This window comes from Pseudomonas sp. NFACC24-1 (assembly GCF_900115235.1).
Taxonomy (GTDB): Bacteria; Pseudomonadota; Gammaproteobacteria; order Pseudomonadales; family Pseudomonadaceae; genus Aquipseudomonas; species Aquipseudomonas fluorescens_AA.
The window spans coordinates 67,352-93,620 of the sequence record NZ_FOVS01000012.1 but is presented as its reverse complement, the minus strand read 5'-3'; the positions used below and the strand labels follow the sequence as shown (position 1 = coordinate 93,620).

Annotated in this window: 22 protein-coding genes and 1 pseudogene; 9 read left to right on the top strand and 14 right to left on the bottom strand. The window is 60.9% G+C overall.

The window, feature by feature from the left end; all coding sequences use genetic code 11:
- Positions 1 to 259 precede the first annotated feature (259 nt).
- On the top strand, positions 260 to 2,182 hold the full coding sequence (locus tag BM317_RS13400) for a HAMP domain-containing methyl-accepting chemotaxis protein (protein WP_092474558.1): 1,923 nt from the start codon (positions 260 to 262) through the stop codon (positions 2,180 to 2,182).
- Between the two features lie 108 nt (positions 2,183 to 2,290).
- Here BM317_RS13400 and aceA read toward each other — a convergent pair whose 3' ends face one another.
- The 8 genes from aceA to BM317_RS13360 all read right to left on the bottom strand — a co-directional run bounded on the left by aceA (position 2,291) and on the right by BM317_RS13360 (position 10,571).
- Positions 2,291 to 3,616 carry an isocitrate lyase gene (gene aceA / locus BM317_RS13395; RefSeq protein ID WP_014337679.1) on the bottom strand — a complete coding sequence of 442 codons (1,326 nt, stop codon included), beginning with the start codon at positions 3,614 to 3,616 and terminating at the stop codon, positions 2,291 to 2,293.
- A gap of 456 nt (positions 3,617 to 4,072) precedes the next feature.
- Positions 4,073 to 4,834: a secretin N-terminal domain-containing protein gene (locus tag BM317_RS13390; RefSeq protein WP_092474556.1), complete on the bottom strand. Its 762-nt coding sequence runs from the start codon at positions 4,832 to 4,834 to the stop codon at positions 4,073 to 4,075.
- Positions 4,835 to 5,111: 277 nt separating this feature from the next.
- The gene (locus BM317_RS13385) at positions 5,112 to 5,537 is read right to left on the bottom strand and encodes a GNAT family N-acetyltransferase (RefSeq protein ID WP_092167122.1); all 426 of its coding nucleotides are present in this window, start codon (positions 5,535 to 5,537) and stop codon (positions 5,112 to 5,114) included.
- Positions 5,530 to 6,696 (bottom strand): ribosomal protein uL16 3-hydroxylase, encoded by a 1,167-nt coding sequence (locus BM317_RS13380; RefSeq protein ID WP_092474554.1) that lies wholly within the window; start codon positions 6,694 to 6,696, stop codon positions 5,530 to 5,532. The genes BM317_RS13385 and BM317_RS13380 overlap by 8 nt, the downstream gene beginning before the upstream one ends.
- Before the next feature lie 84 nt (positions 6,697 to 6,780).
- The gene (gene purB, locus BM317_RS13375) at positions 6,781 to 8,151 is read right to left on the bottom strand and encodes an adenylosuccinate lyase (RefSeq protein ID WP_092167127.1); all 1,371 of its coding nucleotides are present in this window, start codon (positions 8,149 to 8,151) and stop codon (positions 6,781 to 6,783) included.
- 169 nt (positions 8,152 to 8,320) lie between these two features.
- Positions 8,321 to 8,944, bottom strand: coding sequence for a high frequency lysogenization protein HflD (gene hflD, locus BM317_RS13370; RefSeq protein WP_060741554.1), 624 nt, complete (start codon positions 8,942 to 8,944; stop codon positions 8,321 to 8,323).
- The gene (gene mnmA / locus BM317_RS13365; protein ID WP_072406814.1) at positions 8,941 to 10,065 is read right to left on the bottom strand and encodes a tRNA 2-thiouridine(34) synthase MnmA; all 1,125 of its coding nucleotides are present in this window, start codon (positions 10,063 to 10,065) and stop codon (positions 8,941 to 8,943) included. The genes hflD and mnmA overlap by 4 nt, the downstream gene beginning before the upstream one ends.
- A gap of 59 nt (positions 10,066 to 10,124) precedes the next feature.
- Entirely contained in the window at positions 10,125 to 10,571 is a 447-nt protein-coding gene (locus tag BM317_RS13360) for an NUDIX hydrolase (protein WP_060741556.1), read from the bottom strand.
- A gap of 20 nt (positions 10,572 to 10,591) precedes the next feature.
- Between BM317_RS13360 and BM317_RS31125 the strand changes: the two are divergent.
- Positions 10,592 to 10,696 (top strand): annotated as a pseudogene (locus BM317_RS31125) (metal ABC transporter ATP-binding protein); the annotation flags it as partial.
- 86 nt (positions 10,697 to 10,782) lie between these two features.
- On the opposite strand, the gene BM317_RS13355 reads toward BM317_RS31125, so the two are convergent.
- On the bottom strand, positions 10,783 to 13,008 hold the full coding sequence (locus BM317_RS13355; RefSeq protein ID WP_092167131.1) for an NADP-dependent isocitrate dehydrogenase: 2,226 nt from the start codon (positions 13,006 to 13,008) through the stop codon (positions 10,783 to 10,785).
- Between the two features lie 482 nt (positions 13,009 to 13,490).
- On the opposite strand from BM317_RS13355, the gene icd reads away from it, so the two are divergent.
- The gene (gene icd / locus BM317_RS13345) at positions 13,491 to 14,747 is read left to right on the top strand and encodes an NADP-dependent isocitrate dehydrogenase (protein WP_060741560.1); all 1,257 of its coding nucleotides are present in this window, start codon (positions 13,491 to 13,493) and stop codon (positions 14,745 to 14,747) included.
- An 80-nt stretch (positions 14,748 to 14,827) separates the two neighbouring features.
- Here icd and BM317_RS13340 read toward each other — a convergent pair whose 3' ends face one another.
- On the bottom strand, positions 14,828 to 15,088 hold the full coding sequence (locus BM317_RS13340; protein ID WP_170842295.1) for a cold shock domain-containing protein: 261 nt from the start codon (positions 15,086 to 15,088) through the stop codon (positions 14,828 to 14,830).
- 244 nt (positions 15,089 to 15,332) lie between these two features.
- Between BM317_RS13340 and clpS the strand changes: the two genes are divergently transcribed.
- Both clpS and clpA read left to right on the top strand, forming a co-directional pair.
- Positions 15,333 to 15,695 (top strand): ATP-dependent Clp protease adapter ClpS, encoded by a 363-nt coding sequence (clpS, locus tag BM317_RS13335; RefSeq protein WP_003180089.1) that lies wholly within the window; start codon positions 15,333 to 15,335, stop codon positions 15,693 to 15,695.
- Between the two features lie 29 nt (positions 15,696 to 15,724).
- Positions 15,725 to 17,995, top strand: coding sequence for an ATP-dependent Clp protease ATP-binding subunit ClpA (gene clpA / locus BM317_RS13330; protein WP_024616766.1), 2,271 nt, complete (start codon positions 15,725 to 15,727; stop codon positions 17,993 to 17,995).
- Positions 17,996 to 18,215: 220 nt separating this feature from the next.
- Here the strand turns inward: clpA and infA are convergent, their stop codons facing one another.
- From infA to trxB, 4 genes are all read right to left on the bottom strand, one after another.
- Entirely contained in the window at positions 18,216 to 18,434 is a 219-nt protein-coding gene (gene infA, locus BM317_RS13325; RefSeq protein ID WP_002553999.1) for a translation initiation factor IF-1, read from the bottom strand.
- Positions 18,435 to 18,557: 123 nt separating this feature from the next.
- Positions 18,558 to 19,265 carry an arginyltransferase gene (locus BM317_RS13320; protein ID WP_092167139.1) on the bottom strand — a complete coding sequence of 236 codons (708 nt, stop codon included), beginning with the start codon at positions 19,263 to 19,265 and terminating at the stop codon, positions 18,558 to 18,560.
- Positions 19,266 to 19,322: 57 nt separating this feature from the next.
- A complete protein-coding gene (aat, locus tag BM317_RS13315; protein ID WP_092474551.1) occupies positions 19,323 to 20,003 on the bottom strand; it encodes a leucyl/phenylalanyl-tRNA--protein transferase in 681 nt (226 codons plus the stop codon).
- Between the two features lie 79 nt (positions 20,004 to 20,082).
- A complete protein-coding gene (trxB, locus tag BM317_RS13310) occupies positions 20,083 to 21,042 on the bottom strand; it encodes a thioredoxin-disulfide reductase (protein ID WP_092167144.1) in 960 nt (319 codons plus the stop codon).
- A 261-nt stretch (positions 21,043 to 21,303) separates the two neighbouring features.
- Between trxB and BM317_RS13305 the strand changes: the two genes are divergently transcribed.
- The 4 genes from BM317_RS13305 (at position 21,304) to crcB (ending at position 26,256) form a co-directional block, all read left to right on the top strand.
- Complete coding sequence (locus tag BM317_RS13305; protein ID WP_092167146.1) at positions 21,304 to 23,709, top strand: DNA translocase FtsK; 2,406 nt, start codon at positions 21,304 to 21,306, stop codon at positions 23,707 to 23,709.
- A 58-nt stretch (positions 23,710 to 23,767) separates the two neighbouring features.
- Positions 23,768 to 24,391 (top strand): outer membrane lipoprotein periplasmic chaperone LolA, encoded by a 624-nt coding sequence (lolA, locus tag BM317_RS13300; RefSeq protein WP_003203330.1) that lies wholly within the window; start codon positions 23,768 to 23,770, stop codon positions 24,389 to 24,391.
- 168 nt (positions 24,392 to 24,559) lie between these two features.
- On the top strand, positions 24,560 to 25,885 hold the full coding sequence (locus tag BM317_RS13295; RefSeq protein ID WP_072339609.1) for a replication-associated recombination protein A: 1,326 nt from the start codon (positions 24,560 to 24,562) through the stop codon (positions 25,883 to 25,885).
- A complete protein-coding gene (gene crcB, locus BM317_RS13290; protein ID WP_018608522.1) occupies positions 25,882 to 26,256 on the top strand; it encodes a fluoride efflux transporter CrcB in 375 nt (124 codons plus the stop codon). The genes BM317_RS13295 and crcB overlap by 4 nt, the downstream gene beginning before the upstream one ends.
- Positions 26,257 to 26,269 lie beyond the last annotated feature (13 nt).

Sequence of the window (26,269 nt, the reverse complement as noted above, 5' to 3'; positions counted from 1 at the left end):
ACCTCGGTCATCAGATCGAGGTCACCCAGCCAAGCCAATCCAGAAACTGCGCCCGGGGCATTGGAGCGTTAAGCGAAACCGCGTTGCCCGCAAAAAATCGGCATGAGGCTCGGCCTAGAGCCTTGAAGGATTGATGGCAAATAGCTATCTTTGTCCCTCGCTCATCTAATCATCTATATCAATATGGTTAGACAATCGCTCCCTTCATAGATAGCTGCGTCAGTTCTCATCGTTCGCGGCTGATTACCAAAGGAATGTCATGAATTCTTGGTTCGCGAATATGAGCGTCATGCTCAAGTTGGCTTTGGGCTTTGCCGTTGTGCTGCTGCTGACCGCTATCCTTGCGGCGAGCGGCTGGTTCAGCCTGGGAAAAATGGTCGAGCGCACTGATCGAATGACCAGCATTACCGAACTCGGCGACCGTCTTGATCACCTGCGCAGGGCTCGCTTGCAATACCAGCTGGACAAGGGCGATGAACAAAAGGGGGCATTGATCCAGGCGTCGTTGGAGCAGTTTGTCGCCAAGCAGAAAAGCCTTGCGAACGAGTTGAGAAAGCCTGACAACCTTAAAAAGCTTGCGCTGATCGAGCAGGCCAGCGCGCAGTATCAAGTGGCACTGAATACGATGCGCGAGGCTTATCGCAACGACACAGCCATGCGCAAGGAGATGGGCGTCAATGCGGTCAAGGGCGCCGCGCTGATTGCCAAGGTCATCAATGACGTAGAGGCAATGCCTGCCTCGGATGATCGCCGTTTCGAGTTGTACAGGATCATCCTCAAGGCCAAGGAGGACGTGGCGCTGGTGCGTTATGAAGTGCGGGGCTACACCGGCAACCCCAACAGCGCCACCGAACAAGCCGCCACCCGCCAGCTCGAAAATGCGCTCAAGGGCATTGATACCCTCAACAGCGCTTTCGGCCCGAGCTATGCCGACACTATCAAGCAGCTGGAGGCCGCACTGATTGCTTACCGCCATTCGGTGCAGAACTTCACCGCCAGTAACCAGGCCATTGGCAAGGCTGTGCAGGACACCATCGATTTGGGTGACACCATCACCCGTCTGACAGACGAAATGTATGCCAGCCAACTGACCTCCCGTGACGAAGACAGCGCCCAGGCCCGCATCCTGCAGTTGAGCTGCACTGCTTTGGCGATGTTGTTGGGGATTCTTGCGGCCATGATCATCACTCGCCAGATTACGCGGCCATTGCAGGACACATTGGCTGTGGTCGATCGCATTGCAGCAGGCGACCTCACCCAAGACATGGTCGTGACCCGTGGTGATGAACTGGGTGTCCTGCAGCAAGGTATCCAGCGCATGGGCACCACGTTGCGCGACCTGATCGGTGGCATCCGCGATGGCGTCACCCAAATCGCCAGCGCCGCCGAGGAGTTATCGGCCGTCACCGAGCAGACCAGTGCCGGGGTCAATAGCCAGAAGACCGAGACCGACCAGGTGGCCACCGCCATGCAGGAAATGTCGGCCACCGTGCATGAAGTCGCGCGTAATGCCGAACAGGCTTGCACTGCCGCATCGGAGGCCGATGCGCAGGCTCGTATCGGCGACCAGGTGGTCGCCCAGGCCATCGTTCAGATCGAGCGCTTGGCCGGCGAAGTCGGGCGCTCCGTCGACGCCATGGATGAGTTGGAACAAGAAAGCGCGCGCATCGGCAAGATCATGGACGTGATCAAGGCGGTGGCTGAGCAGACCAACTTGTTGGCCCTTAACGCCGCCATCGAGGCCGCTCGCGCGGGTGACGCCGGGCGCGGTTTTGCCGTGGTCGCCGATGAAGTGCGTGGGCTGGCCCAGCGTACCCAGCATTCCACCGAAGAGATCGAAAGCCTGGTGGCGGGCTTGCAGAACGGCACGCGCCAGGTGTCGAGCATCATGCGAAACAGCCGCGAACTGACCGACAGCAGCGTGGAATTGGCCGGCAAGGCCGGCATCTCCCTGGGCAACATCACCCAGGCGGTTTCCGGCATCCAGGCCATGAACCAGCAGATTGCCGCTGCTGCGGTGCAACAAAGCTCGGTGGCCGAGGACATCAGCCGCAGTATTCTGAGCGTGCGCGATGTATCCGAACAGACCGCCTCGGCCAGCGAAGAAACCGCCGCTTCCAGCATCGAGCTGGCGCGCCTGGGTAACCAGTTGCAGCAACTGGTCAGTCACTTCAAAGTGTAAAAACCGGCGAAAAAAAAGCCCCGAACCAGTCGGGGCTTCAGATCGTCGGCTTTGCGGTTAGTTTTTATCCGGTCCGCAAGGGCCGCTTACTCGAGGCAAGCGTGTGAATCAGTGGAACTGTTCTTCTTCGGTGGAGCCGGTCAGTGCTGTCACCGACGAAGTGCCGCCCTGGATCACGGTGGTCATGTCGTCGAAGTAACCGGTGCCCACTTCCTGCTGGTGAGCCACGAAGGTGTAGCCCTTGGCGGCGTCGGCGAACTCCTGCTCTTGCAGTTTCACGTAGGCGGTCATGTCGTTGCGGGCGTAGTCGTGCGCCAGGTTGAACATGCTGTGCCACATGTTGTGAATGCCGGCCAGGGTGATGAACTGGTGCTTGTAGCCCATGGCGGACAGTTCGCGCTGGAACTTGGCGATGGTCGCGTCGTCCAGGTTTTTCTTCCAGTTGAAGGAAGGCGAGCAGTTGTACGACAGCAGTTGGTCCGGGTATTCCTTCTTGATCGCTTCAGCGAAGCGACGGGCTTCGTCCAGGTCCGGCTTGGCGGTTTCGCACCAGATCAGGTCGGCGTACGGCGCGTAGGCCAGGCCGCGGGCGATGGCCTGGTCGAGACCGGCGCGCACCTTGTAGAAGCCTTCCTGGGTGCGGGTACCGGTCACGAACGGCTGGTCGTACGGGTCGCAGTCGGAGGTCAGCAGGTCAGCGGCGTTGGCGTCGGTACGGGCCAGGATGATGGTCGGTACACCGGCAACGTCGGCGGCCAGGCGGGCAGCTGTCAGCTTCTGCACGGCTTCCTGGGTTGGAACCAGAACCTTGCCGCCCATGTGGCCGCATTTCTTCACCGAGGCCAGTTGGTCTTCGAAGTGAACGCCGGCGGCGCCTGCTTCGATCATGCTCTTCATCAGCTCGTAGGCGTTCAGGACGCCGCCGAAACCGGCTTCGGCGTCAGCCACGATCGGCGCGAAGTAGTCGATGTAGCCCTCGTCGCCCGGGTTCTTGCCGGCTTTCCACTGGATCTGGTCGGCGCGACGGAACGAGTTATTGATGCGCTTGACCACGGTTGGAACCGAATCCACCGGGTACAGCGACTGGTCGGGGTACATCGACTCGGCGGAGTTGTTGTCCGCAGCCACTTGCCAGCCCGACAGGTAGATCGCCTGGATGCCCGCCTTGACTTGCTGCACAGCCTGGCCGCCGGTCAGGGCGCCCATGCAGTTGACGAAATCTTTCTCGGGACGGAAGGCTGGCTTGGCGCCCTGGGTGACCAGGTTCCACAGCTTCTCGGCGCCCATTTTCGCAAAGGTGTGCTCAGGTTGAACCGAGCCACGCAGACGGACGACGTCAGCAGCGGAATAATTGCGCTTCACGCCTTTCCAGCGCGGGTTTTCAGCCCAGTCTTTTTCAAGGGCTGCAATTTGCTGTTCGCGTGTCAGTGCCATGGAGATAAACCTCGTCGCATAGGTCTTGGTGGAAAATTCCTGCTCCTGCCGACCAGGGGTTGGCGTACAAGTCGGTTCAGGCGAGGCGGCGACGGGATGAACGATGGGCTCGAGGGGAAAGTGAGCAGGTAGGGGCGAACTGCGGGCGCATTCGGGCGTCGTGGGCCTTCAATACGAACTCAGAGTGATGCCGGGTTACCTAGTTACGCTTCCGTCCCTCGGGACAACTTCGTTCCAGTCGCAACCTCGTCAAACACACCTTGTGGGCGGTACAGACACGAATCGGCTCGCAGGATAGTTGCAAGCGTCGACCCGAAGGCCCTTGCCAGGGCCCCTGATTAGCGGGAGCGAGGCCATCATGCCTTCGGTTTTTTGGCTCGTCAAACGTTTTGTAGTGCTTTTTTTATAGCACTACATCTTTGGTCTAATACGACTCATCAGTCAGTTTTTGGTGCTTCAGTTCAGGGTATCGACCTTGACCCGCAAAATCATGTCGTCACGGCCCTGGGTCGAGTAGCTGCGGGTCAGGCCTTGTTTGTCGGCCTGAGTCTGGCGATTCACGCCGGCCAGGGTGATCCATTCGCCGAGGCGTCCGCTGACAGTTGTGTCGGTACTCTGAACGTTCACTACATCGGGACGTTCCTGGCTCATGCGGTCACGATTGGTGCTGATGCTTAGATGAACGGTCTCGCCGGTGACGCTGGCCGTGACATAAAAACCCTGGGTGACATTGCGGTATTCAGTCTGGCTCTGCATGCGGCCGTAGTTGTCGGTCTGGTTGCTAGTGAATGGCACGCTCTGGCCTACCTGGATCAGCGCCGGCTGGCCTTCACTGGCCTGCACCTGCTGTACGTCGCCGTCACGGCTGGCGGTGCTGCGGTTGATGATGCGGGTCTGGCTGGGGGCGGCACCGTTGATCGAGTAACCCTGGTCGCCCTGCAGGTTGTTTTCGTTGGTGTCGACCGTGATCAGCAGGCGCTTGGGGGCGGTGTCCAATTGGGCCAGGAACTGCCGGAGTTCTTCGATCTTGCCCGGCTCGGCGTTGACGATCAGTTGGTTGCCGTAGGCGCTGACCTGACCGTCCTTGCCGATGAAATTCTGCGCCACCGGCAACAGGTCGGCGCTGGTGCGGTAGTTCAGCGGCACTATTTGCGTATCGGCCATGACCGACAGGCTGCAACCGAGCAGCAGGGTGACCAGGAGGGTGCGTAGAGGCATGTCCATTTCTCCGCGAGACAAAGGCTTGATATTGCCAGTTTGTCGGCCCCGGATGGGGCAAGTTGAATGGTAGACGGCAAAACGCCCCGGCATCGGGGGATGGCGGGGCGTTTTGGATGTGAGCTGAGAGATTGCTTTGTGGCGAGGGGATTTATCCCCGCTGGGCTGCGAAGCAGCCCCCAAATCAATCGCCGCGGTGTGTCAGGTCAATGCAATTCAGCTCCATTGGGGCTGCTGCGCAGCCCAGCGGGGATAAATCCCCTCGCCACAGGATTTGTCAGGCCGAGTGCCGCACCATGTCCACATGGGGAATCCCGGCTTCCAGGAACTCCTCGCTGACCACTGCAAACCCCAACCGCTCGTAGAACGGCGTGGCATGCACCTGGGCGCTGAGCATCTGTTGCTTGAGCCCGCGCTTCTCGGCTTCGGTGATCACCGCCTGCATCAACGCATCGCCCACCTTCAGGCCGCGCCAGTCCTTGAGGACCGAGACACGGCCGATGTGGCCGTCGGCCAACAGGCGCGCGGTGCCGATGGGGAAATCGCCTTCAAACGCCAGGAAATGCACCGCGCCCTGGTCGTCGGCATCCCACTCCAGCTCGGGCGGGACGGACTGCTCGGCAATGAACACGGTCTCACGAATGCGCCGGATCTCGGCGTTATCCTTTTGCCAGTCTGCGACACGAACGTGGATTTTATTCATCGGCGAACCCCAGGCTGCCTTGCTTGACCAGCTCGCAGATCAGGCCGCGGCCGTCTTCGTCGGCCAGCCATGGGCCGAGGTTTTCGCTGTGCAGGGCGTCGGCGGCGCAGATCATTTTCAGCAGTTCGCGCAGCTTGCCCGGCAGGTAACGGCTCTGGCCGCTGGCGAACAGCAACAGGTCGTCGTCGACTTCCGACCAGGCCAGGCGGGCGCTTGGGTTGCGGATGATCACCGCGCCTTGCTCCAGGCCAGCCAACAGTTCGTCATCTTCCATTTCCGGGCCCACTACCAGTTCCGGGTAGCGCGGCTCGGTCATGAACTGGCCGAACCAGGTCAGCAGCAGGCGCTCGTCGCTCATGTGCTCGGCCAGCAGGCCCTTGAGGCGGTCGAGGGCGTCTTGCTGGATCTGGTGCGGGTCGGCCACCGGGCGCGCGTCGGCGTCGGTGTAGCGCTCTTCGTCCGGCAGGAACTGGCTCAGGAAGTCGGTGAAATGGGTCAGCACTTCAGCGGCGCTTGGGGCGCGGAAGCCCACCGAGTAGGTCATGCAGTCGTCCACGGCCACGCCGCAGTGCGCCAGGCGCGGCGGCAGGTAGAGCATGTCGCCCGGTTCCAGGATCCACTCGTCGGTGGCTTCGAAGTCAGCGAGGATGCGCAGGTCGGCGTGCTGCAGCAGCGGGCTTTCGGAGTCACACATCTGGCCGATTTTCCAGTTGCGCTGGCCATGGCCTTGCAGCAGGAACACGTCATAGTTATCGAAATGCGGGCCCACGCTGCCACCGGGGGCGGCGAAGCTGATCATCACATCGTCGATGCGCCAGCTCGGCAGGAAGCGGAAGTTCTCCAGCAGTTCGCCGACTTCCGGTACGAACTGATCGACCGCCTGCACCAGCAGGGTCCACTCGCGTTCCGGCAACTTGCTGAATTCGTCTTCGGCGAACGGGCCGCGACGCATTTCCCAAGGGGTCTCGCCGTGTTCGATCACCAGGCGCGATTCGACTTCTTCTTCCAGGGCCAGGCCGGCCAGTTCATCGGCGTCGATCGGGCTTTGGAAGTCGGGAATCGCCTGACGGATCAGCAGGGGTTTTTTCTGCCAGTAGTCGCGCAGGAATTCCCGTGCCGTGATGCCGCCCAGGAGTTGCAGAGGAATATCAGGATTCATGTGTAACCTATTGAAAAAATATACTTTTCAGACGCGAATAAAAACGCCCGGCGCGGCCGGGCGTCTCAAAGGTAAAGCCGTGGATCAGATGCGCTTGGCTTGTTCCGCCGCGTTGCCGATGTAGCTGGCCGGGGTGAGCTTCTTCAGCTCCGCGCGGGCCTCGGCAGGCATGTCCAGGCCATCGATGAAAGTTTGCAGCGCTTCAGGGCTGATGCCCTTGCCACGGGTCAGTTCTTTCAGCTTTTCATACGGGTTTTCGATGTTGTAGCGACGCATCACGGTTTGGATCGGCTCGGCGAGAACTTCCCAGCAAGCGTCGAGGTCGGCAGCGATCTTCTGCTCGTTCAGTTCCAGCTTGCTGATGCCCTTGAGGCTGGCTTCGTAGGCAATGACGCTGTGGGCAAAACCCACGCCCAGGTTGCGCAGCACGGTGGAGTCGGTCAGGTCGCGCTGCCAGCGGGAGATCGGCAGTTTGCTCGCCAGGTGCTGGAACAGCGCGTTGGCGATGCCCAGGTTGCCTTCGGAGTTTTCGAAATCGATCGGGTTGACCTTGTGCGGCATGGTCGAAGAACCGATTTCGCCGGCGATGGTGCGCTGCTTGAAGTAGCCCAGGGAGATGTAGCCCCAGATGTCACGGTCGAAGTCGATCAGGATGGTGTTGAAGCGCGCGATCGCATCGAACAGCTCGGCGATGTAGTCGTGCGGTTCGATCTGGGTGGTGTACGGGTTGAAGCTCAGGCCCAGCTCGTCTTCGATGAAGGCGCGGGCATTGGCTTCCCAGTCGATGTCCGGGTAGGCCGACAGGTGGGCGTTGTAGTTGCCCACGGCGCCGTTGATCTTGCCCAGCAGCGGCACGGCGGCCACTTGGGCGATCTGGCGCTCCAGGCGGTACACCACGTTTGCCAGTTCCTTGCCCAGGGTGGTCGGCGAAGCCGGTTGACCGTGGGTGCGCGACAGCATCGGCACGTCGGCGAAGCGGATCGCCAGTTCGCGGATGGCTTGGGCGGTCTGGCGCATCAGGGGCAGCATCACCTCATCACGGCCTTCGCGCAGCATCAGGGCGTGGGACAGGTTGTTGATGTCCTCGCTGGTGCAGGCAAAGTGGATGAACTCGCTGACGTTGGCCAGCTCCGGCAGCTTGGCCGCCTGCTCCTTGAGCAGGTATTCGATGGCCTTGACGTCGTGGTTGGTGGTGCGCTCGATTTCTTTGACGCGCTCGGCGTGCTCCAGCACAAAGTTTTCTGCCAGTGCGTTCAACACTGCGTTGGCTTCGGCGGAAAACGCCGGCACTTCGCCGATGGCAGGGTGGGCGGCCAGGCGCTGGAGCCAGCGCACTTCAACCAGGACGCGGGCACGGATCAGGCCGTACTCGCTGAAAATCGGGCGCAGGGCCTGGGTTTTGCCGGCGTAGCGGCCGTCAACAGGGGAAACCGCAGTGAGCGAAGAAAGCTGCATGGGGTGTTCTCGGACAGTCGGGCAACGAAATGGGGCGCGTATCATACATGAAAACAAGTGCCGGTCCGTCGCCAACTGACCGGCGTGCTACGCGTGACAAGCTAAAAACTGTTTATTACCTGTGGTGAGGGGGCAAGCCCCCTCGCCACAAAAAGCAGGTCGAGGCGACTTATTCGTTGCGCATCAACGGGTAAAGCTCTTTCAGCAATTTGCGGCGGCTGATCACCAGTTGCCAACGATGACCACCTAACTGCCGCCAAAGTCGTGCCGAGCGAATTCCGGCCAGCAGCAGGGCGCGGATCTTCGAGGCATTGCTTGGCTGTTGCAGGTTGCGCATGTCGCCATGCACCTGGATGCGCTGGCGCAAGGTGCTCAAGGTGTCCTGGTACAGCGAACCGCAGGCTGCGACGACGTTTTCGTGAGCCGGGCCGAAGTGTTCGACCTGGGACTGGATCTGCGGCAAGCGTTTGCCGATGGTCTCCAGCAGGTCGTCGCGCTTGGCCAACTGGCGCTCAAGGCCCAGCATCGACAGGGCATAGCGCAACGGCTCGCGTTGCAAGGCGCTGGGATCGCGCTCCAGGGCGCCGATCAGCGCCCGATAGCCTTCGCGCAGGTTCAGGTCGTCGCCGCCATAGACTTCCAGGGTGTCCTTGGGGTCGCGAACCAGCAGGCTGCCGAGCATGCAGGCCACGCCCGCTTCGGTGGCCTGGCCGGTCTTGGCGATCCTGTCCACCAGCACGGCGGCGAGAAACACGCCGCCCAATGCCGTCAGTTGTTCCTGGATAGGGTTCATGCCTGGCTGCTCCAAGGCTCTGCGACTTCGATCACGCCGCCGCCCAGGCAGATGTCGCCGTCGTAGAACACCACGGATTGGCCGGGTGTGACCGCTCGCTGCGGGTCATCGAAGGTGGCGCGGTAGCCCGTGGCGGTTTTTTCCAGGGTGCAGGGCTGGTCGCTCTGGCGGTAGCGAACCTTGGCCGTCAGGCGGCGTGGTTCGCCGAGGTCGATCGGGTTGACCCAATAGATCTCGGAGGCGAGCAGGGCACGGGAAAACAGCCAGGGATGGTCGTTGCCCTGGCCGACGATCAGCTCGTTGTGCTCCAGGTCCTTGACCAGCACGTACCACGGCTCTTCCCCGGCGTCTTTCAGCCCGCCGATGCCCAGGCCCTGGCGCTGGCCGATGGTGTGGTACATCAGGCCATGATGGCGGCCGATGACTTCGCCTTCGGTCGTCTTGATCTCGCCCGGCTGGGCTGGCAGGTATTGCTTGAGGAAGTCGCTGAAACGGCGCTCGCCAATGAAGCAGATCCCGGTGGAGTCCTTCTTCTTGGCGGTGGCGAGCTGGTGTTTTTCAGCAATCGCGCGCACTTCGGGCTTTTCCAGTTCGCCTACCGGGAACAGGGTCTTGGCGATCTGCTCGCCGCCGACGGCATGCAGGAAATAGCTCTGGTCCTTGTTCGGGTCCAGGCCCTTGAGCAGTTCGGTGCGGCCATCGATGTCGCGGCGGCGCACGTAGTGGCCGGTGGCGATCAGGTCGGCACCCAGCATCATGGCGTAGTCGAGGAATGCCTTGAACTTGATTTCGCGGTTGCAGAGGATGTCCGGGTTCGGCGTGCGACCGGCCTTGTATTCGGCCAGGAAGTGCTCGAACACGTTGTCCCAGTACTCGGCGGCGAAGTTGGCGGTGTGCAGCTTGATGCCGATCTTGTCGCACACGGCCTGGGCGTCCGCCAAGTCATCCATGGCGGTGCAGTATTCGGTTCCGTCGTCTTCTTCCCAGTTCTTCATGAACAGGCCTTCCACCTCATAACCCTGCTCGATCAGCAGAAGGGCGGAAACGGAAGAGTCCACGCCGCCGGACATGCCGACAATGACGCGCTTCTTGGGTGTGTCAGAAGGGGCTGGATCACGCATAGGGATTCAATGAGTGTCTTGAAAAAGGACGCGATTCTATCAGGCCCGGGCGCGCAAGGCTAAAGAGAAGGACGGATCAGCGTCAGACTGTGGCAATGGCCGGCCAGATAATCGTCGATGCAACGGATGATCAGCTCACTGCGCCAGTGCTCGCGCCGTTCGAGCAGTTCGTCGCGGGTCAGCCATTTGGCGCCGAGGATGCCGTCGTCCAGTTGATACTCGGGGTGGTGTTGCAAGGCCTTGGCGGCGAAACAGACGCGTTGGTAGGTCACGCCGTTGCTGGGGGCGGTGTACAGGTAAATGCCTACCACGGCGGTGGGCTCGACGTCCCAGCCGGTTTCTTCCAGGGTTTCGCGCACGGCGGCTTCGATCAGCGTTTCGTTCGGGTCCAGGTGACCGGCCGGCTGGTTGAGCACCGCGCGTCCGCCCTTGGATTCTTCCACCATCAGGAAGCGGCCGTTGTCCTCGACGATGGTGGCGACGGTGATGTGGGGTTGCCAGTCCATGGAGCTTTCCTCAATGTCAAATTTTGAACACGGACCCTGTGGGAGCGAGCTTGCTCGCGAAAGCGCTGGGTCAGTCAATAGAGATGTTGAATGATAAACCGCATTCGCGGGCAAGCCCGCTCCCACATTGGATTCGTGTTTACATTGGAATTATTTGTCGGAAACACAAACCCCGGCACAAGGCCGGGGTTCGTGATGTTCCCTTACAACCTTACACCAGCGCAGCAATCGCCGTGTTGAAGGTGGCGCTCGGGCGCATGGCCTTGCTGGTCAGCTCGGGGTTGGCGAAGTAGTAACCGCCGATGTCCACGGGCTTGCCTTGCACGGCATTGAGTTCGGCAACGATCTTTTCTTCGTTGTCGGTCAATGTCTTGGCCAGGGAGGCGAACTGGGCCTTGAGGGCTGCGTCGTCGTCCTGGGCGGCCAGTGCCTGGGCCCAGAACAGGGTCAGGTAGAAGTGGCTGCCGCGGTTGTCGATGCCGCCGACCTTGCGCGAAGGCGACTTGTTGCGGTCCAGGAACTCACCGGTGGCCTGGTCCAGGGTCTTGGCCAGCACCAGGGCTTTCGGGTTGTTGTAGGTCACGCCCAGGTGTTCCAGGGACGCGGCCAGGGCCAGGAACTCGCCCAGGGAATCCCAGCGCAGGAAGTTCTCTTCCAGCAACTGCTGAACGTGCTTGGGGGCCGAGCCGCCGGCGCCGGTTTCGAACAGGCCACCGCCGTTCATCAGCGGCACGATCGACAGCATCTTGGCGCTGGTGCCCAGTTCCATGATCGGGAACAGGTCGGTCAGGTAGTCACGCAGCACGTTGCCGGTCACCGAGATGGTGTCCTTGCCTTCGCGGGTGCGGCCCAGGGTGAACTTCATCGCGTCGACAGGCGACATGATGCGAATGTCCAGGCCGCTGGTGTCGTGGTCCTTCAGGTAGGTCTGGACTTTCTCGATGACTACGCCGTCGTGGGCGCGCATCGGGTCCAGCCAGAAGATCGCCGGGGTGCTGCTGGCGCGGGCACGGTTGACGGCCAGTTTGACCCAATCCTGGATCGGCGCGTCCTTGGTCTGGCACATGCGGAAGATGTCACCGGCTTCGACGTTCTGCTCCAGCAAGGTGCGACCGGTGTTGTCCGAAACGCGGACCACGCCATTGGCCTTGATCTGGAAAGTCTTGTCGTGGGAGCCGTACTCTTCGGCTTTCTTGGCCATCAGGCCGACGTTCGGCACGCTGCCCATGGTGGTGGGGTCGAAGGCGCCGTGTTGCTTGCAGTCTTCGATCACCGCCTGGTAGATGGTGGCGTAGCAGCGATCCGGGATCACGGCCTTGGTGTCGTGCAGCTGGCCATCGGTGCCCCACATCTTGCCGGAATCACGGATCATGGCTGGCATCGAGGCGTCGACGATCACGTCGCTCGGCACGTGCAGGTTGGTGATGCCTTTGTCGGAGTTGACCATCGCCAGGGATGGGCGCGCCGCGTAGACCGCCTGGATGTCGGCTTCGATCTGCGCCTGCTGCTCGGCCGGCAGGGCCTTGATGCGGGCGTACAGGTCGCCGATGCCGTTGTTCAGGTTGAAGCCGATCTGCTCCAGCACTTGTGCGTGCTTGGCCAGGGCGTCTTTATAGAACTCGGCAACGATCTGGCCGAACATGATCGGGTCGGAGACCTTCATCATGGTGGCCTTGAGGTGAACCGACAGCAGCACGCCTTTTTGCTTGGCGTCTTCGATTTCAGCGGCGATGAAGTCGCGCAGGGCGTTTTTGCTCATCACGGCGCAGTCGAGGATCTCACCGGCTTGTACGGTGGTTTTTTCCTTCAGGACAGTGGCAGTGCCGTCCTGGGCGATCAGCTCGATTTTCACACTGCCGGCGGCGTCGATCAGGGCGGCTTTTTCGCTGCCGTAGAAATCGCCGGTGCTCATGTGGGCTACGTGGGACTTGGAGTCCGCGGCCCAGGCGCCCATCTTGTGCGGGTGCTTGCGCGCGTAGTTCTTGACCGACAGCGGTGCGCGACGGTCGGAGTTGCCTTCACGCAGGACCGGGTTCACGGCACTGCCCTTGACCTTGTCGTAACGGGCGCGAGCGTCTTTCTCGGCGTCGGTGGTCACGGTTTCCGGGTAGTCCGGCAGGGCGTAGCCCTGGGCCTGCAATTCCTTGATCGCGGCCTGCAGTTGCGGCACCGAGGCGCTGATGTTCGGCAGCTTGATGATGTTGGCTTCAGGCGTAACGGCCAGGTCGCCCAGTTCGGCGAGGTGGTCGGCTACGGCTTTGTCACCCAGTTGCTCGGGGAAGCTGGCCAGGATGCGCCCTGCGAGGGAGATATCGCGGGTTTCCACGGCGATATCGGCCGAAGCGGTAAAGGCTTCGACGATCGGCAGCAGCGAATAGGTGGCGAGGGCAGGCGCTTCGTCGGTGAAGGTATAGATGATCTTCGAGCGGGTGGGCATATTCGGATTAACTCTCTTCTTTGCTAAAGCATGCGCAGAAACTCGAGGGGCGCCGGGTAAGCGCGTTCGTTCAAAGTCATCCGTGAACCGAATGTCGAGGTTTCTTCGCGGTGATGTTGGGTGCATCAGTCGAGCGTCAAGCGGTTGGGCCGCGGTAACGGTCCGGCTTTTAAACTGGCGGAAAGTCCTGTGATAGAGCCGTCAGCCGTCGTGACCCTGTGGTCAGCGGCGGCATTATACATAGGTAGCTGGCGATCTGCCGATGGTTCATAGACTTCCGTACACGTCCATTGGTCTAAACGTCGCAGTACCCTTGGGGCGGACTATGCTCATGTTTGGCGCTTTTCCCTTGGTTTTCAGGGTTGTACCCGGCGAAGTGCAACGCTTTGCCGTCGATGGGCCTAACGTAGGGTTTGCGTGCCGATTCAACTGGGGTACGCTCGAACGCAGCCAGATGTTCAATCCAAGCAATGGAGTTCAGCATGGGGTATCAAAAGATTCAGGTTCCAGCCGTCGGTGACAAAATCACCGTCAATGCAGACCATTCTCTTAATGTTCCCGACAACCCGATCATCCCCTTCATCGAAGGCGACGGCATTGGCGTCGATATCAGTCCGGTCATGATCAAGGTTGTGGACGCTGCGGTTCAGAAGGCCTATGGCGGCAAGCGCAAGATTTCCTGGATGGAAGTCTATGCCGGTGAGAAAGCGACCCAAGTCTACGACCAGGACACCTGGCTGCCCCAGGAAACCCTGGATGCGGTCAAGGACTATGTAGTTTCCATCAAGGGCCCGCTGACCACGCCGGTCGGTGGCGGTATCCGTTCGTTGAACGTAGCGCTGCGCCAGCAGCTCGACCTGTATGTCTGCCTGCGTCCGGTGCGCTGGTTCGAAGGTGTGCCAAGCCCGGTCAAGAAGCCCGGCGATGTGGACATGACGATTTTCCGCGAGAACTCCGAGGACATCTACGCGGGCATCGAGTGGAAAGCCGGCTCGCCCGAAGCCACCAAGGTCATCAAGTTCCTGAAAGAAGAAATGGGCGTGACCAAGATCCGTTTCGACGAGGATTGCGGCATCGGCGTCAAGCCGGTTTCCAAGCAGGGCACCAAGCGCCTGGCGCGCAAGGCCCTGCAATATGTGGTCGACAACGACCGCGATTCCCTGACCATCGTGCATAAAGGCAACATCATGAAGTTCACCGAAGGTGCCTTCAAGGAATGGGCCTACGAAGTGGCGGCCGAAGAGTTCGGCGCGACCCTGCTCGACGGCGGGCCGTGGATGCAGTTCAAGAACCCGCGGACCGGCAAGAACGTCATCGTCAAGGACGCCATCGCCGATGCGATGTTGCAGCAGATTCTGTTGCGCCCGGCCGAGTATGACGTGATCGCCACCCTGAACCTGAACGGTGACTACCTGTCCGACGCCCTGGCGGCGGAAGTGGGCGGTATCGGTATCGCGCCGGGCGCCAACCTGTCCGACACCGTGGCGATGTTCGAAGCCACCCACGGTACCGCGCCCAAGTATGCCGGCAAGGACCAGGTCAACCCGGGCTCGCTGATTCTGTCGGCGGAAATGATGCTGCGCCACATGGGGTGGACCGAAGCGGCCGACCTGATCATCAAGGGCACCAACGGCGCGATTTCGGCCAAGACCGTGACCTATGACTTCGAACGCCTGATGGAGGGTGCCAAGCTGGTATCGTCCTCGGGCTTCGGTGATGCCCTGATCTCGCACATGTAAGCGAATCGGCGCTCAACGCGAATGCCCGGCTCGAGTGATCGAGCCGGGCATTTTCATTCAGGCGGGGTGGCGACTGCCGGTCAGTGGGTCTCGGTGACCCTGGCAATGACATTGACAGGGGCGGGCGCGTCTTCGGCGAGGACAACCTTGATGTTGATCGCGTGCAGGCCCTTGGGCCCCTGGATGACGTTGAATGTCACCGGTTGCCCGGCCTTCAGGGTCTTGTAGCCGTCCATCTCGATCGCCGAAAAATGGGCGAACAGGTCTCCAATATCCTTGCCGTCCGCAAGAATGAAACCGTAACCCTTGGCATTATTGAACCATTTCACCTTACCCTTCATCTTGACGACCGACATAACCCATTTCCCTCTGCAACGCACTCCATCACTGGAGTATCATCCAGTCCATCCGCAGGTTAATCTTCTTGTACAAGGATAGATTCCACGGACCTTTTTAACCCACGATGGGCTCTATTGGTTGTAACACCGTTTTCCCGATAGTCAAGGTGGCTCCGGTGGTCGTGGTTGAAATCGCCCACAAGCGCCCCCATCACTGTATTCGCCAACTAAACGAACCTTTCTTTCCATGCATGCAGTCAGCCAGATTCGACTAACATTCAATCAGGATCGCCCGGATCTACACGACGACGATTCCGCAGGCATTGCTGTTCAGGAAGCAAAGCCCGCATTACAGGCGCCACCGATGTACAAGGTGGTTTTGTTCAACGATGACTACACACCGATGGATTTCGTCGTCGAAGTGCTCGAGGTGTTTTTTAACCTGAATCGGGAGCTGGCGACCAAGGTCATGCTGGCCGTCCATACAGAGGGACGGGCAGTGTGTGGCGTGTTTACCCGCGACATCGCCGAGACGAAGGCCATGCAGGTCAACCAGTACGCCCGGGAAAGCCAGCATCCGCTACTCTGTGAAATCGAGAAGGACGGTTAACGCCGACCACTTGGGTATGAGGTGAAGCTATGTTAAACCGCGAGCTCGAAGTCACCCTCAATCTTGCCTTCAAGGAGGCTCGTTCGAAGCGTCATGAATTCATGACCGTCGAGCACCTGCTGCTGGCCCTATTGGATAACGAGGCTGCCGCCACCGTTTTGCGTGCCTGCGGCGCGAACCTCGATAAACTCAAGCATGATCTGCAGGAGTTCATCGACTCCACCACGCCATTGATCCCTGTGCATGACGAGGATCGTGAAACCCAGCCAACCCTGGGCTTCCAGCGTGTCCTGCAGCGTGCTGTCTTCCACGTACAGAGCTCGGGCAAGCGCGAAGTCACCGGCGCCAACGTGCTGGTTGCCATCTTCAGCGAGCAGGAAAGCCAGGCAGTGTTCCTGCTCAAGCAGCAGAGCGTTGCGCGTATCGATGTCGTCAACTACATCGCCCATGGCATCTCGAAGGTGCCGGGGCATGGCGATCATTCCGAGGGTGAGCAGGATATGCAGGACGACGAGGGCGGTGAGTCTTCTTCTTCAGGCAACCCATTGGATGCCTATGCCAGCAACCTGAACGAACTGGCGCGCCAGGGCCGGATCGATCCGCTGGTCGGGCGCGAGGCGGAAGTCGAGCGCGTGGCCCAGATCCTGGCCCGGCGGCGCAAGAACAACCCATTGCTGGTGGGCGAGGCAGGGGTGGGCAAGACCGCGATTGCCGAAGGCCTGGCCAAGCGCATCGTCGATAACCAGGTGCCGGACCTGCTGGCCAACAGCGTGGTGTACTCCCTCGACCTGGGCGCCTTGCTGGCCGGTACCAAATACCGCGGCGATTTCGAGAAACGCTTCAAGGCGTTGCTCGGTGAGCTGAAAAAACGTCCGCAGGCGATCCTGTTCATCGACGAAATCCACACCATTATCGGTGCCGGGGCGGCGTCGGGCGGGGTCATGGATGCGTCGAACCTGCTCAAGCCGCTGCTGTCCTCGGGTGATATCCGTTGCATCGGCTCGACTACGTTCCAGGAATTTCGCGGGATCTTCGAGAAAGACCGTGCCCTGGCCCGGCGTTTCCAGAAGGTCGATGTGTCGGAGCCTTCGGTGGAAGACACCATTGGTATCCTGCGCGGCCTGAAAGGGCGATTCGAGCTGCACCACAACATCGAATACAGCGATGAAGCCCTGCGCGCGGCGGCTGAACTGGCCTCGCGCTACATCAACGACCGGCACATGCCGGACAAGGCCATCGACGTCATCGACGAAGCGGGTGCCTACCAGCGCCTGCAACCCGTGGAGAAACGCGTCAAGCGCATCGAAGTGCCTCAGGTCGAGGACATCGTGGCGAAAATCGCGCGTATTCCGCCCAAGCATGTCACCAGTTCCGACAAGGAGCTGCTGCGTAACCTGGAGCGTGACCTGAAGCTGACGGTGTTCGGCCAGGATGCGGCCATCGACTCGCTGTCGACCGCCATCAAGCTGTCCCGCGCCGGTCTCAAGTCGCCGGACAAACCGGTGGGTTCGTTCCTGTTCGCCGGTCCTACCGGTGTCGGCAAGACCGAGGCGGCACGGCAGTTGGCCAAGGCGATGGGCATCGAGCTGGTGCGCTTCGACATGTCCGAGTACATGGAGCGCCATACCGTATCGCGTCTGATCGGTGCGCCTCCGGGCTATGTCGGTTTCGACCAGGGCGGCCTGTTGACCGAAGCCATCACCAAGCAACCGCACTGCGTATTGCTGCTCGACGAAATCGAGAAGGCGCATCCGGAAGTCTTCAACCTGCTCCTGCAGGTGATGGATCACGGTACGCTGACCGATAACAACGGGCGCAAGGCGGACTTCCGCAACGTGATCGTCATCATGACCACGAACGCCGGCGCCGAAACCGCAGCGCGCGCTTCGATCGGTTTCACCCATCAGGACCACTCGTCCGATGCGATGGAAGTGATCAAGAAAAGCTTCACGCCTGAATTCCGCAACCGCCTGGACACCATTATCCAGTTCGGTCGCCTCAGTCATGAAGTCATCAAGAGCGTGGTGGACAAGTTCCTTACCGAACTTCAGGCGCAGCTCGAAGACAAGCGTGTGTTGCTGGAGGTGACCGATGCGGCCCGCAGTTGGCTGGCCGAAGGTGGTTACGATGTGACGATGGGCGCGCGGCCGATGGCTCGCTTGATCCAGGACAAGATCAAGCGTCCACTGGCGGAGGAGATCCTCTTTGGCGAGCTGGCCGAGCATGGCGGTGTGGTTCACATCGACATCAAGGACGGCGAACTGACCTTCGACTTCGAAACCACGGCCGAAATGGCCTGACCGTAAACTGCAACAAAGCAAAAGGCGCCGAAAGGCGCCTTTTTGCTGTGTATGGGATCGTTCCCACGCTCCGCGTGGGAACGCCTCAACGGACGCTCTGCGTTCGGCTTTTGGGACGCAGAGCGTCCCTGGCTGCATTCCCACGCGGAGCGTGGGAATGATCCGCGTTGCGCGCAAACAAAAACGCCCGGCATCTAGCCGGGCGTCTTGTATTGACTTGTTAGCGAGCGCGGTAAGTGATGCGCCCTTTGCTCAAGTCATAGGGCGTCAGCTCGACGCGCACTTTGTCACCGGTAAGAATACGAATGTAATTCTTGCGCATCTTGCCGGAGATATGCGCGGTTACGACGTGCCCATTTTCCAACTCCACACGAAACATGGTGTTGGGCAGGGTGTCGACGACAGTGCCTTCCATTTCGAAGCTGTCTTCTTTCGACATGCAGTAAAGCCCTCGGTATCCAGTGAATGGCCCGGTGCAACTGCGCCAGGCAAAAGCGGCGTGCATTGTGCCCGAAAAAGGGGGGGCAAGCCAAGGGGTTCTAGCTTTATAAGCCGAAGGGATCTAACTCAGGACAACCCATCGCTGGTTGATCAGCAATTCGATAGGCCGATATTGGGTCTTGTAGTTCATTTTCTTGCAGTTCTTGATCCAGTAGCCCAAGTACACCGCCTCCAGTCCCAAGCGCCGGGCTTCATTGATTTGCCAGAGGATGGCAAAGCGCCCCAGGCTACGCCGTTCTTCTTGTGGCTCATAGAAGGTGTACACCGCTGAAAGACCGTTGGGCAGCAGGTCCGTGACAGCGATGGCGACCAGCCGTCCCTCCAGTCGGAATTCATAGAAGCGGGAAAACGGCAGGTCACGCACCAGGAAGGTCGAGAACTGATCCCGGCTGGGCGGGTACATGTCGCCATCGGCATGGCGTTGTTCGATGTAGCGTTGGTACAGGTCGAAGTATTCCTCGGTGAACTGCGGCTTGGCCGGGCGGACCTGAAGGTCGGCGTTGCGCTTGAAAATGCGTTTCTGCTGGCGATTGGGCAAGAATTGCGCCACGGGAATACGCGCCGGGACGCAGGCGTTGCAATGCTGGCAATGGGGCCGGTAGAGGTGATCGCCGCTACGCCGAAAGCCCATTTCCGACAGGTCTGCGTAGACATGCACATCCATGGGCTGGCTAGGGTCGAGGAACAGCGTCGTGGCCTGCTCCTCCGGCAGATAACTGCAAGAGTGGGGCTGAGTGGCATAGAACTTCAAACGCGCCAACTCGGTCATGATCGGCCCTCGGAATAAGCTTTGGATTTAATTGTAAGCCAGGAGCGCGAATGTCGCTCAGCAAACCCATGTTGCCTGGTTGGGCAGATCCAGATGAGCCTTTAGATAGCCGGCAAATTCGGTGCGTGGGATCGATCGAGCGCCCAGGCTGTGCAGGTGCTCGGTGGGCATCTGACAGTCGATCAGCACGAAACCGGCGGCCTTGAGGTGTTGGACCAGGGTGGCGAAGCCGAATTTCGACGCATTGTCGGCCCGGCTGAACATGGATTCGCCAAAAAACAACTGGCCCATGGCCAAGCCATACAGGCCGCCCACCAGCACCCCCTGGTCCCAGACTTCCACCGAATGGGCGAAACCGCGTCGGTGCAGGTCCAGATAAGCGGTCTGCATGGCGTCGGTGATCCAGGTGCCCTCGGCATAGTCGCGCGGTGCTGCGCAGGCCCGGATGACCGCGGCAAAATCCTGATCGAACGTCACGTCATAGCGCTGCTTGCGCAACAGTTTGCCCAGGCTGCGGGATATGTGCAGTTCGTCGGGAAACAACACCGTGCGTGGGTCCGGCGACCACCACAGGATCGGTTGCCCCTCGGAAAACCATGGGAAGCAGCCGTGGCGGTAGGCCTGGATCAGCCGGTCGGCGGATAGATCGCCACCGGCGGCCAATAATCCGTTGGGATCGCGCATGGCTTTTGCCAGTGGCGGAAATTCGAGGCTGTTGCGTTGTAACCAGGTCAGCATGGGCGTCCGGCTTGTAGAAGGGGAGGGCGGCAGATGCGGGGCTCGCCGGTCAGCGAGCCCCCGCCTGGAAGGTTAACCGTCAAACGGCAGGGATGTCATCGAGATACTTCTCCGCGTCGAGTGCGGCCATGCAGCCGGCACCGGCGGAGGTAATCGCCTGGCGATAGACATGGTCGGCCACGTCGCCTGCGGCGAATACGCCTTCGATATCGGTCGCGGTGGCGTTGCCTTCGCTGCCGCCGCGCACGAGCAGGTAGCCGTCGCGCATCGTCAACTGGCCCTGGAACAGATCGGTATTGGGTTTGTGGCCGATGGCAATGAACACCCCGGCGAGGGGCAGGGTACTGGTTTCGCCGGTCTCGCTGTGCCGCAGGCGTGCGCCGGTCACGCCGCTGGCGTCGCCCAGGACTTCATCCAGGTTCTGGTTCCAGTGCAGCTTGATATTGCCGCTGGTGGCCTTTTCGAAGAGTTTGTCCTGGAGGATTTTCTCGGCGCGCAGCTTGTCGCGGCGGTGGATAAGGTGCACTTCCCTGGCGATGTTCGACAGGTACAGGGCTTCCTCGACCGCTGTATTGCCGCCTCCGACTACCGCGACCACCTGGTTGCGATAGAAAAAGCCATCGCACGTCGCGCATGCGGAAACCCCTTTGCCGGCGAAGCTTTCTTCCGAGGGCAGCCCCAGGTACTGGGCCGATGCGCCGGTGGCAATGATCAGCGCATCACAGGTGTAGATGCCGCTGTCGCCGGTCAATTCGAACGGGCGCTGCTGCAACTTGGCGGTGTGGATATGGTCGTAGACGATCTGCGTGTCGAAACGCTCGGCGTGCCGTTGCATGCGCTCCATCAGTACCGGGCCGGTCAGGCCTTCGACATCGCCGGGCCAGTTATCGACTTCCACGGTGGTGGTGAGCTGGCCACCGGCCTGCAGGCCAGTAATGACAACAGGTTTGAGGTTGGCGCGGGCGGCATAGACGGCCGCGCTGTACCCCGCAGGGCCGGAACCCAGAATGATCAGGCGTGAATGCTTCACTTCGCTCATAAAAACACCTCATAAGCCTTTGTCACAAAAGAGAATGCATGGTCCAATTGGCGCAGACAAACCCGTACAATGCCTGGGTTTTGAACGCGGGATGGGCTAAAGATCAAAATTTTCGGCCACGCCTGTAGTTTTCTGGATGCGCCTCACAGTGGTAAAAGTAGTACCGGTTGTGCACATTCACTTTTTTACCTGCTCGTCATGGGCAGTTTTTTATAGTCATTCAACAGATGGACGCGCCGTTGGCGCAGGAAAAGAAGCGTTTTGAAGAAATCCACCGCAGCACCCAAACCAGTCGTTCCGCTCTGGCGCCAGCAACTGCACTATCGGCTCAAGGAAGGTGCATTGATCGCCATCGGCGCCCTGTGCCTGTTCCTGATGATGGCCTTGCTGACCTATGGCAAGGACGATCCGGGCTGGAGTCATAACAGCAAGATCGACGACGTGCAGAATTTCGGCGGTCCGGCCGGTTCCTACAGCGCCGACATCCTGTTCATGGTGCTGGGCTATTTCGCCTACATTTTCCCGTTGCTGCTGGCGATCAAGGCCTACCAGATCTTCCGCCAGCGCCACGAGCCGTGGCAGTGGAGCGGCTGGCTGTTCTCATGGCGCCTGATCGGCCTGGTGTTCCTGGTGTTGTCGGGGGCTGCGCTGGCCCATATCCATTTCCATACGCCCACCGGTTTGCCGGCCGGGGCGGGTGGCGCGCTGGGGGAAAGCCTCGGCGACCTGGCCAGGAACGCCCTGAACATCCAGGGCAGCACGTTGTTGTTCATCGCCCTGTTCCTGTTCGGCCTGACGGTATTCACCGACCTGTCCTGGTTCAAGGTCATGGACGTCACCGGCAAGATCACCCTCGACCTGATCGAGCTGATCCAGGGCGCCGTCAATCGCTGGTGGGCGGCGCGTACCGAGCGCAAGCAACTGGTGGCGCAATTGCGTGAAGTGGACGACCGCGTCCACGACGTGGTGGCCCCGACGACGCCGGACAAGCGCGAGCAGGCCAAGGTCAAGGAGCGCCTGATCGAGCGTGAGCAGGCCTTGAGCAAGCACATGTCCGAGCGCGAAAAACAGGTGCCGCCGGTCATCACCATGGCCCCGGCCAAGCCGCCGGAGCAGAGCAAGCGCGTGCAGAAAGAGAAACAGGCGCCGCTGTTCGTCGACAGTGCGGTGGAAGGCACCTTGCCGCCGATCTCGATCCTCGACCCGGCCGAGAAGAAACAGCTCAATTATTCCCCCGAATCCCTGGCGGCCGTCGGCCACCTACTGGAGATCAAGCTCAAGGAGTTCGGGGTCGAGGTGTCGGTGGATTCGATCCACCCGGGTCCGGTGATTACCCGCTACGAAATCCAGCCGGCCGCCGGCGTGAAGGTCAGCCGCATCGCCAACCTGGCGAAGGACCTGGCGCGTTCCCTGGCTGTGACCAGTGTGCGGGTGGTGGAGGTGATTCCCGGCAAGACCACCGTGGGCATTGAGATTCCCAACGAAGACCGGCAGATCGTGCGCTTCTCCGAAGTGCTGTCGACGCCTGAGTATGACAACCACAAGTCGCCGGTCACCCTGGCCCTGGGCCACGACATCGGCGGCAAGCCGGTCATCACCGACCTGGCGAAGATGCCCCACCTGCTGGTGGCCGGTACCACCGGTTCCGGTAAGTCGGTGGGCGTGAACGCGATGATCCTGTCGATTCTGTTCAAGTCCGGCCCGGAAGACGCCAAGCTGATCATGATCGACCCGAAAATGCTCGAACTGTCGATCTACGAAGGCATTCCGCACCTGCTGTGCCCGGTGGTCACCGACATGAAGGACGCCGCCAACGCCCTGCGTTGGAGCGTCGCCGAGATGGAGCGCCGCTACAAGCTGATGGCGAAGATGGGCGTGCGCAACCTCTCGGGCTTCAACGCCAAGGTCAAGGAGGCCGAAGAGGCCGGTACGCCATTGAGCGACCCGTTGTATCACCGCGAGAGCATCCACGACGAAGCGCCGCTGCTGCACAAGCTGCCGACCATCGTGGTGGTGGTGGACGAATTCGCCGACATGATGATGATCGTCGGCAAGAAGGTCGAAGAACTGATCGCCCGTATCGCCCAGAAGGCCCGTGCGGCCGGTATCCACTTGATCCTCGCCACACAGCGGCCGTCGGTGGACGTGATCACCGGCCTGATCAAGGCCAACATCCCGACCCGCATGGCGTTCCAGGTATCGAGCAAGATCGACTCGCGGACCATCATCGACCAGGGTGGCGCCGAGCAGTTGCTGGGGCATGGTGACATGCTCTACATGCCGCCGGGCACCAGCCTGCCGATTCGTGTGCACGGTGCGTTCGTTTCCGATGACGAAGTGCACCGCGTGGTGGAAGCCTGGAAGTTGCGTGGCGCCCCTGAATACAACGACGACATCCTCAACGGTGTCGAAGAGGCCGGCAGCGGTTTCGAGGGCAGCAGTGGCGGCGGTGACGACGACGCTGAAACCGATGCGCTCTACGACGAAGCGGTGCAGTTCGTCCTGGAGAGCCGCCGGGCCTCGATTTCCGCCGTCCAGCGCAAGCTGAAGATTGGCTACAACCGCGCCGCCCGCATGATCGAAGCCATGGAAATGGCCGGGGTGGTGACGGCCATGAACACCAACGGCTCGCGCGAAGTACTGGCGCCGGGCCCGATGCGCGACTAATGACCCGGGCGGCCTGTCGAAGCGCCGCTCGAACCCCCACGACTTCATGAGGACTCCCATGCGCCTGATTCGCATGTTGCTGTTGCCCGTACTGGCCTTGTCTACCTTGTCGGCCCACGCCGGCGAAAAGGACGTCGCTCGCCTGACCCAATTGCTGGGGGGCTCCCAGACCCTGACCGCACGTTTTTCCCAGTTGACCCTCGATGGCAGTGGCACCCAATTGCAGGAAACCGCTGGCGACATGGCCCTGCAGCGCCCGGGCCTGTTCTACTGGCACACGGATGCACCAGCCGAACAACTGATGGTGTCCGACGGCAAGAAAGTCTCCCTGTGGGACCCGGACCTGGAACAGGTGACCATCAAGACCCTCGACCAGCGCCTGACCCAGACACCGGCGTTGCTGCTCTCCGGTGACATCTCCGAGATCAGCCAGAGCTTCGAGATCACCTCCAAGGAGGCCGGTGGCGTGATCGACTTCACCCTCAAGCCCAAGACCAAGGACAGCCTGTTCGACAGCCTGCGCCTGTCGTTCCGCAACGGCCTGGTCAACGACATGCAGTTGATCGACAGTGTCGGCCAGCGCACCAATATCCTGTTCACCGGGGTCAAGGCCAACGAGCCGATCGCCGCGTCCAAGTTCAAGTTCGACATCCCCAAGGGTGCCGATGTGATCCAGGAATAAGGGGGCATCTCAGAACCTAATGTGGGAGCGAGCTTGCTCGCGATATCGGTGGGTCAGTCACATCTATTTCGACTGATCCGACGCCATCGCGAGCAAGCTCGCTCCCACAGGGTGCTGTAGTGTTCAATAGAGTCGGCAACAGGACCCAGCGGAGGTTTTGTAGTAATCATGGACCTGTTTCGAAGCGCCCCGATTGCCCAGCCCCTGGCCGCTCGCCTGCGCGCGACCAACCTGGATGAGTACGTCGGCCAGGAGCATGTGCTCGCCCGCGGCAAGCCTCTGCGCGAGGCCTTGGAGCAGGGCGCGCTGCACTCGATGATCTTCTGGGGCCCGCCGGGCGTGGGCAAGACCACCCTGGCGCGGCTGCTGGCGGAAGTCTCGGACGCTCACTTCGAAACGGTGTCGGCAGTGCTGGCCGGGGTCAAGGAAATCCGCCAGGCGGTGGAAGTGGCCAAGCAGCAGGCTGGGCAGTACGGCAAGCGCACGATCCTGTTCGTCGACGAAGTGCACCGCTTCAACAAGTCCCAGCAGGATGCATTCCTGCCCTACGTCGAAGATGGCACGCTGATCTTCATCGGTGCCACCACCGAAAACCCTTCGTTCGAACTCAACAACGCCTTGCTCTCGCGGGCGCGGGTCTATGTGCTCAAGAGCCTCGACGAGACGGCGATGCGCAAGCTGGTGCATCGGGCGCTGACCGAGGAGCGCGGCCTGGGCAAGCGGCACTTGAGCCTCAGCGATGAAGGCTTCCAGATCCTGTTTTCAGCCGCCGATGGCGATGGCCGGCGCTTGCTCAACCTGCTGGAAAATGCCTCGGACCTGGCCGAAGACGACAGCGAGATTGGCGTCGAGCTGCTGCAAAGCCTGCTGGGCGATACCCGGCGCCGCTTCGACAAGGGCGGCGAGGCGTTCTACGACCAGATTTCGGCGCTGCACAAATCCATTCGCGGTTCCAACCCGGACGCGGCCTTGTACTGGTTTGCGCGCATGATCGACGGTGGTTGCGATCCGCTGTACCTGGCGCGGCGCGTCGTGCGCATGGCCAGCGAAGACATCGGCAATGCCGACCCCCGGGCCCTGAGCCTGTGCCTGGCGGCGTGGGACGTGCAGGAGCGCCTCGGCAGCCCGGAAGGTGAACTCGCCGTGGCCCAGGCCATCACGTACCTGGCCTGCGCACCGAAGAGCAACGCGGTGTACATGGGCTTCAAGGCGGCGATGCGCAGCGCCACCGAGCACGGCTCCCTCGAAGTACCGCTGCACCTGCGCAACGCGCCGACCAAGCTCATGAAGCAGTTGGGCTATGGCGATGAATACCGTTACGCCCACGACGAGCCGGACGCCTATGCCGCCGGCGAAGATTATTTCCCCGATGAACTCGAACCCCAGCGCTTCTACCAGCCGGTGCCCCGGGGTCTTGAACTGAAGATCGGCGAGAAGCTCAACCACCTGGCACAACTGGATCGCCTGAGTCCACGGCAGAGGAGAAAACCTTGATCCCCCTGATACTTGCTGTTTCCGCTGGCGGCGTCGCCGGCACGTTGTTGCGTTTCGCCACGGGCAACTGGATCAACGCAAATTGGCCCCGGCACTTCTATACCGCGACGCTGGCCGTTAATATCGTGGGCTGTCTGCTGATCGGCGTTCTATACGGTCTGTTTTTGATTCGCCCGGAAGTGCCCATCGAGGTGCGGGCCGGGCTGATGGTTGGCTTTCTCGGCGGCCTGACGACTTTTTCATCCTTTTCACTGGATACGGTGCGCCTGCTGGAAAGCGGGCAGGTGCCGCTGGCCCTGGGCTATGCGGCCATCAGCGTATTCGGCGGGCTGCTCGCCACCTGGGCTGGCCTGTCCTTGACCAAACTTTGATAACGAGAGACCG

Bases quoted from the DNA above. Each gene is read 5' to 3' on its own strand.
- BM317_RS13400 (WP_092474558.1), top strand. From the start codon at position 260: ATGAATTCTTGGTTCGCGAATATGAGCGTCATGCTCAAGTTGGCTTTG.
- aceA (WP_014337679.1), bottom strand. From the start codon at position 3,616: ATGGCACTGACACGCGAACAGCAAATTGCAGCCCTTGAAAAAGACTGG.
- BM317_RS13390 (WP_092474556.1), bottom strand. From the start codon at position 4,834: ATGCCTCTACGCACCCTCCTGGTCACCCTGCTGCTCGGTTGCAGCCTG.
- BM317_RS13385 (WP_092167122.1), bottom strand. From the start codon at position 5,537: ATGAATAAAATCCACGTTCGTGTCGCAGACTGGCAAAAGGATAACGCC.
- BM317_RS13380 (WP_092474554.1), bottom strand. From the start codon at position 6,696: ATGAATCCTGATATTCCTCTGCAACTCCTGGGCGGCATCACGGCACGG.
- purB (WP_092167127.1), bottom strand. From the start codon at position 8,151: ATGCAGCTTTCTTCGCTCACTGCGGTTTCCCCTGTTGACGGCCGCTAC.
- hflD (WP_060741554.1), bottom strand. From the start codon at position 8,944: ATGAACCCTATCCAGGAACAACTGACGGCATTGGGCGGCGTGTTTCTC.
- mnmA (WP_072406814.1), bottom strand. From the start codon at position 10,065: ATGCGTGATCCAGCCCCTTCTGACACACCCAAGAAGCGCGTCATTGTC.
- BM317_RS13360 (WP_060741556.1), bottom strand. From the start codon at position 10,571: ATGGACTGGCAACCCCACATCACCGTCGCCACCATCGTCGAGGACAAC.
- BM317_RS13355 (WP_092167131.1), bottom strand. From the start codon at position 13,008: ATGCCCACCCGCTCGAAGATCATCTATACCTTCACCGACGAAGCGCCT.
- icd (WP_060741560.1), top strand. From the start codon at position 13,491: ATGGGGTATCAAAAGATTCAGGTTCCAGCCGTCGGTGACAAAATCACC.
- BM317_RS13340 (WP_170842295.1), bottom strand. From the start codon at position 15,088: ATGAAGGGTAAGGTGAAATGGTTCAATAATGCCAAGGGTTACGGTTTC.
- clpS (WP_003180089.1), top strand. From the start codon at position 15,333: ATGCATGCAGTCAGCCAGATTCGACTAACATTCAATCAGGATCGCCCG.
- clpA (WP_024616766.1), top strand. From the start codon at position 15,725: ATGTTAAACCGCGAGCTCGAAGTCACCCTCAATCTTGCCTTCAAGGAG.
- infA (WP_002553999.1), bottom strand. From the start codon at position 18,434: ATGTCGAAAGAAGACAGCTTCGAAATGGAAGGCACTGTCGTCGACACC.
- BM317_RS13320 (WP_092167139.1), bottom strand. From the start codon at position 19,265: ATGACCGAGTTGGCGCGTTTGAAGTTCTATGCCACTCAGCCCCACTCT.
- aat (WP_092474551.1), bottom strand. From the start codon at position 20,003: ATGCTGACCTGGTTACAACGCAACAGCCTCGAATTTCCGCCACTGGCA.
- trxB (WP_092167144.1), bottom strand. From the start codon at position 21,042: ATGAGCGAAGTGAAGCATTCACGCCTGATCATTCTGGGTTCCGGCCCT.
- lolA (WP_003203330.1), top strand. From the start codon at position 23,768: ATGCGCCTGATTCGCATGTTGCTGTTGCCCGTACTGGCCTTGTCTACC.
- BM317_RS13295 (WP_072339609.1), top strand. From the start codon at position 24,560: ATGGACCTGTTTCGAAGCGCCCCGATTGCCCAGCCCCTGGCCGCTCGC.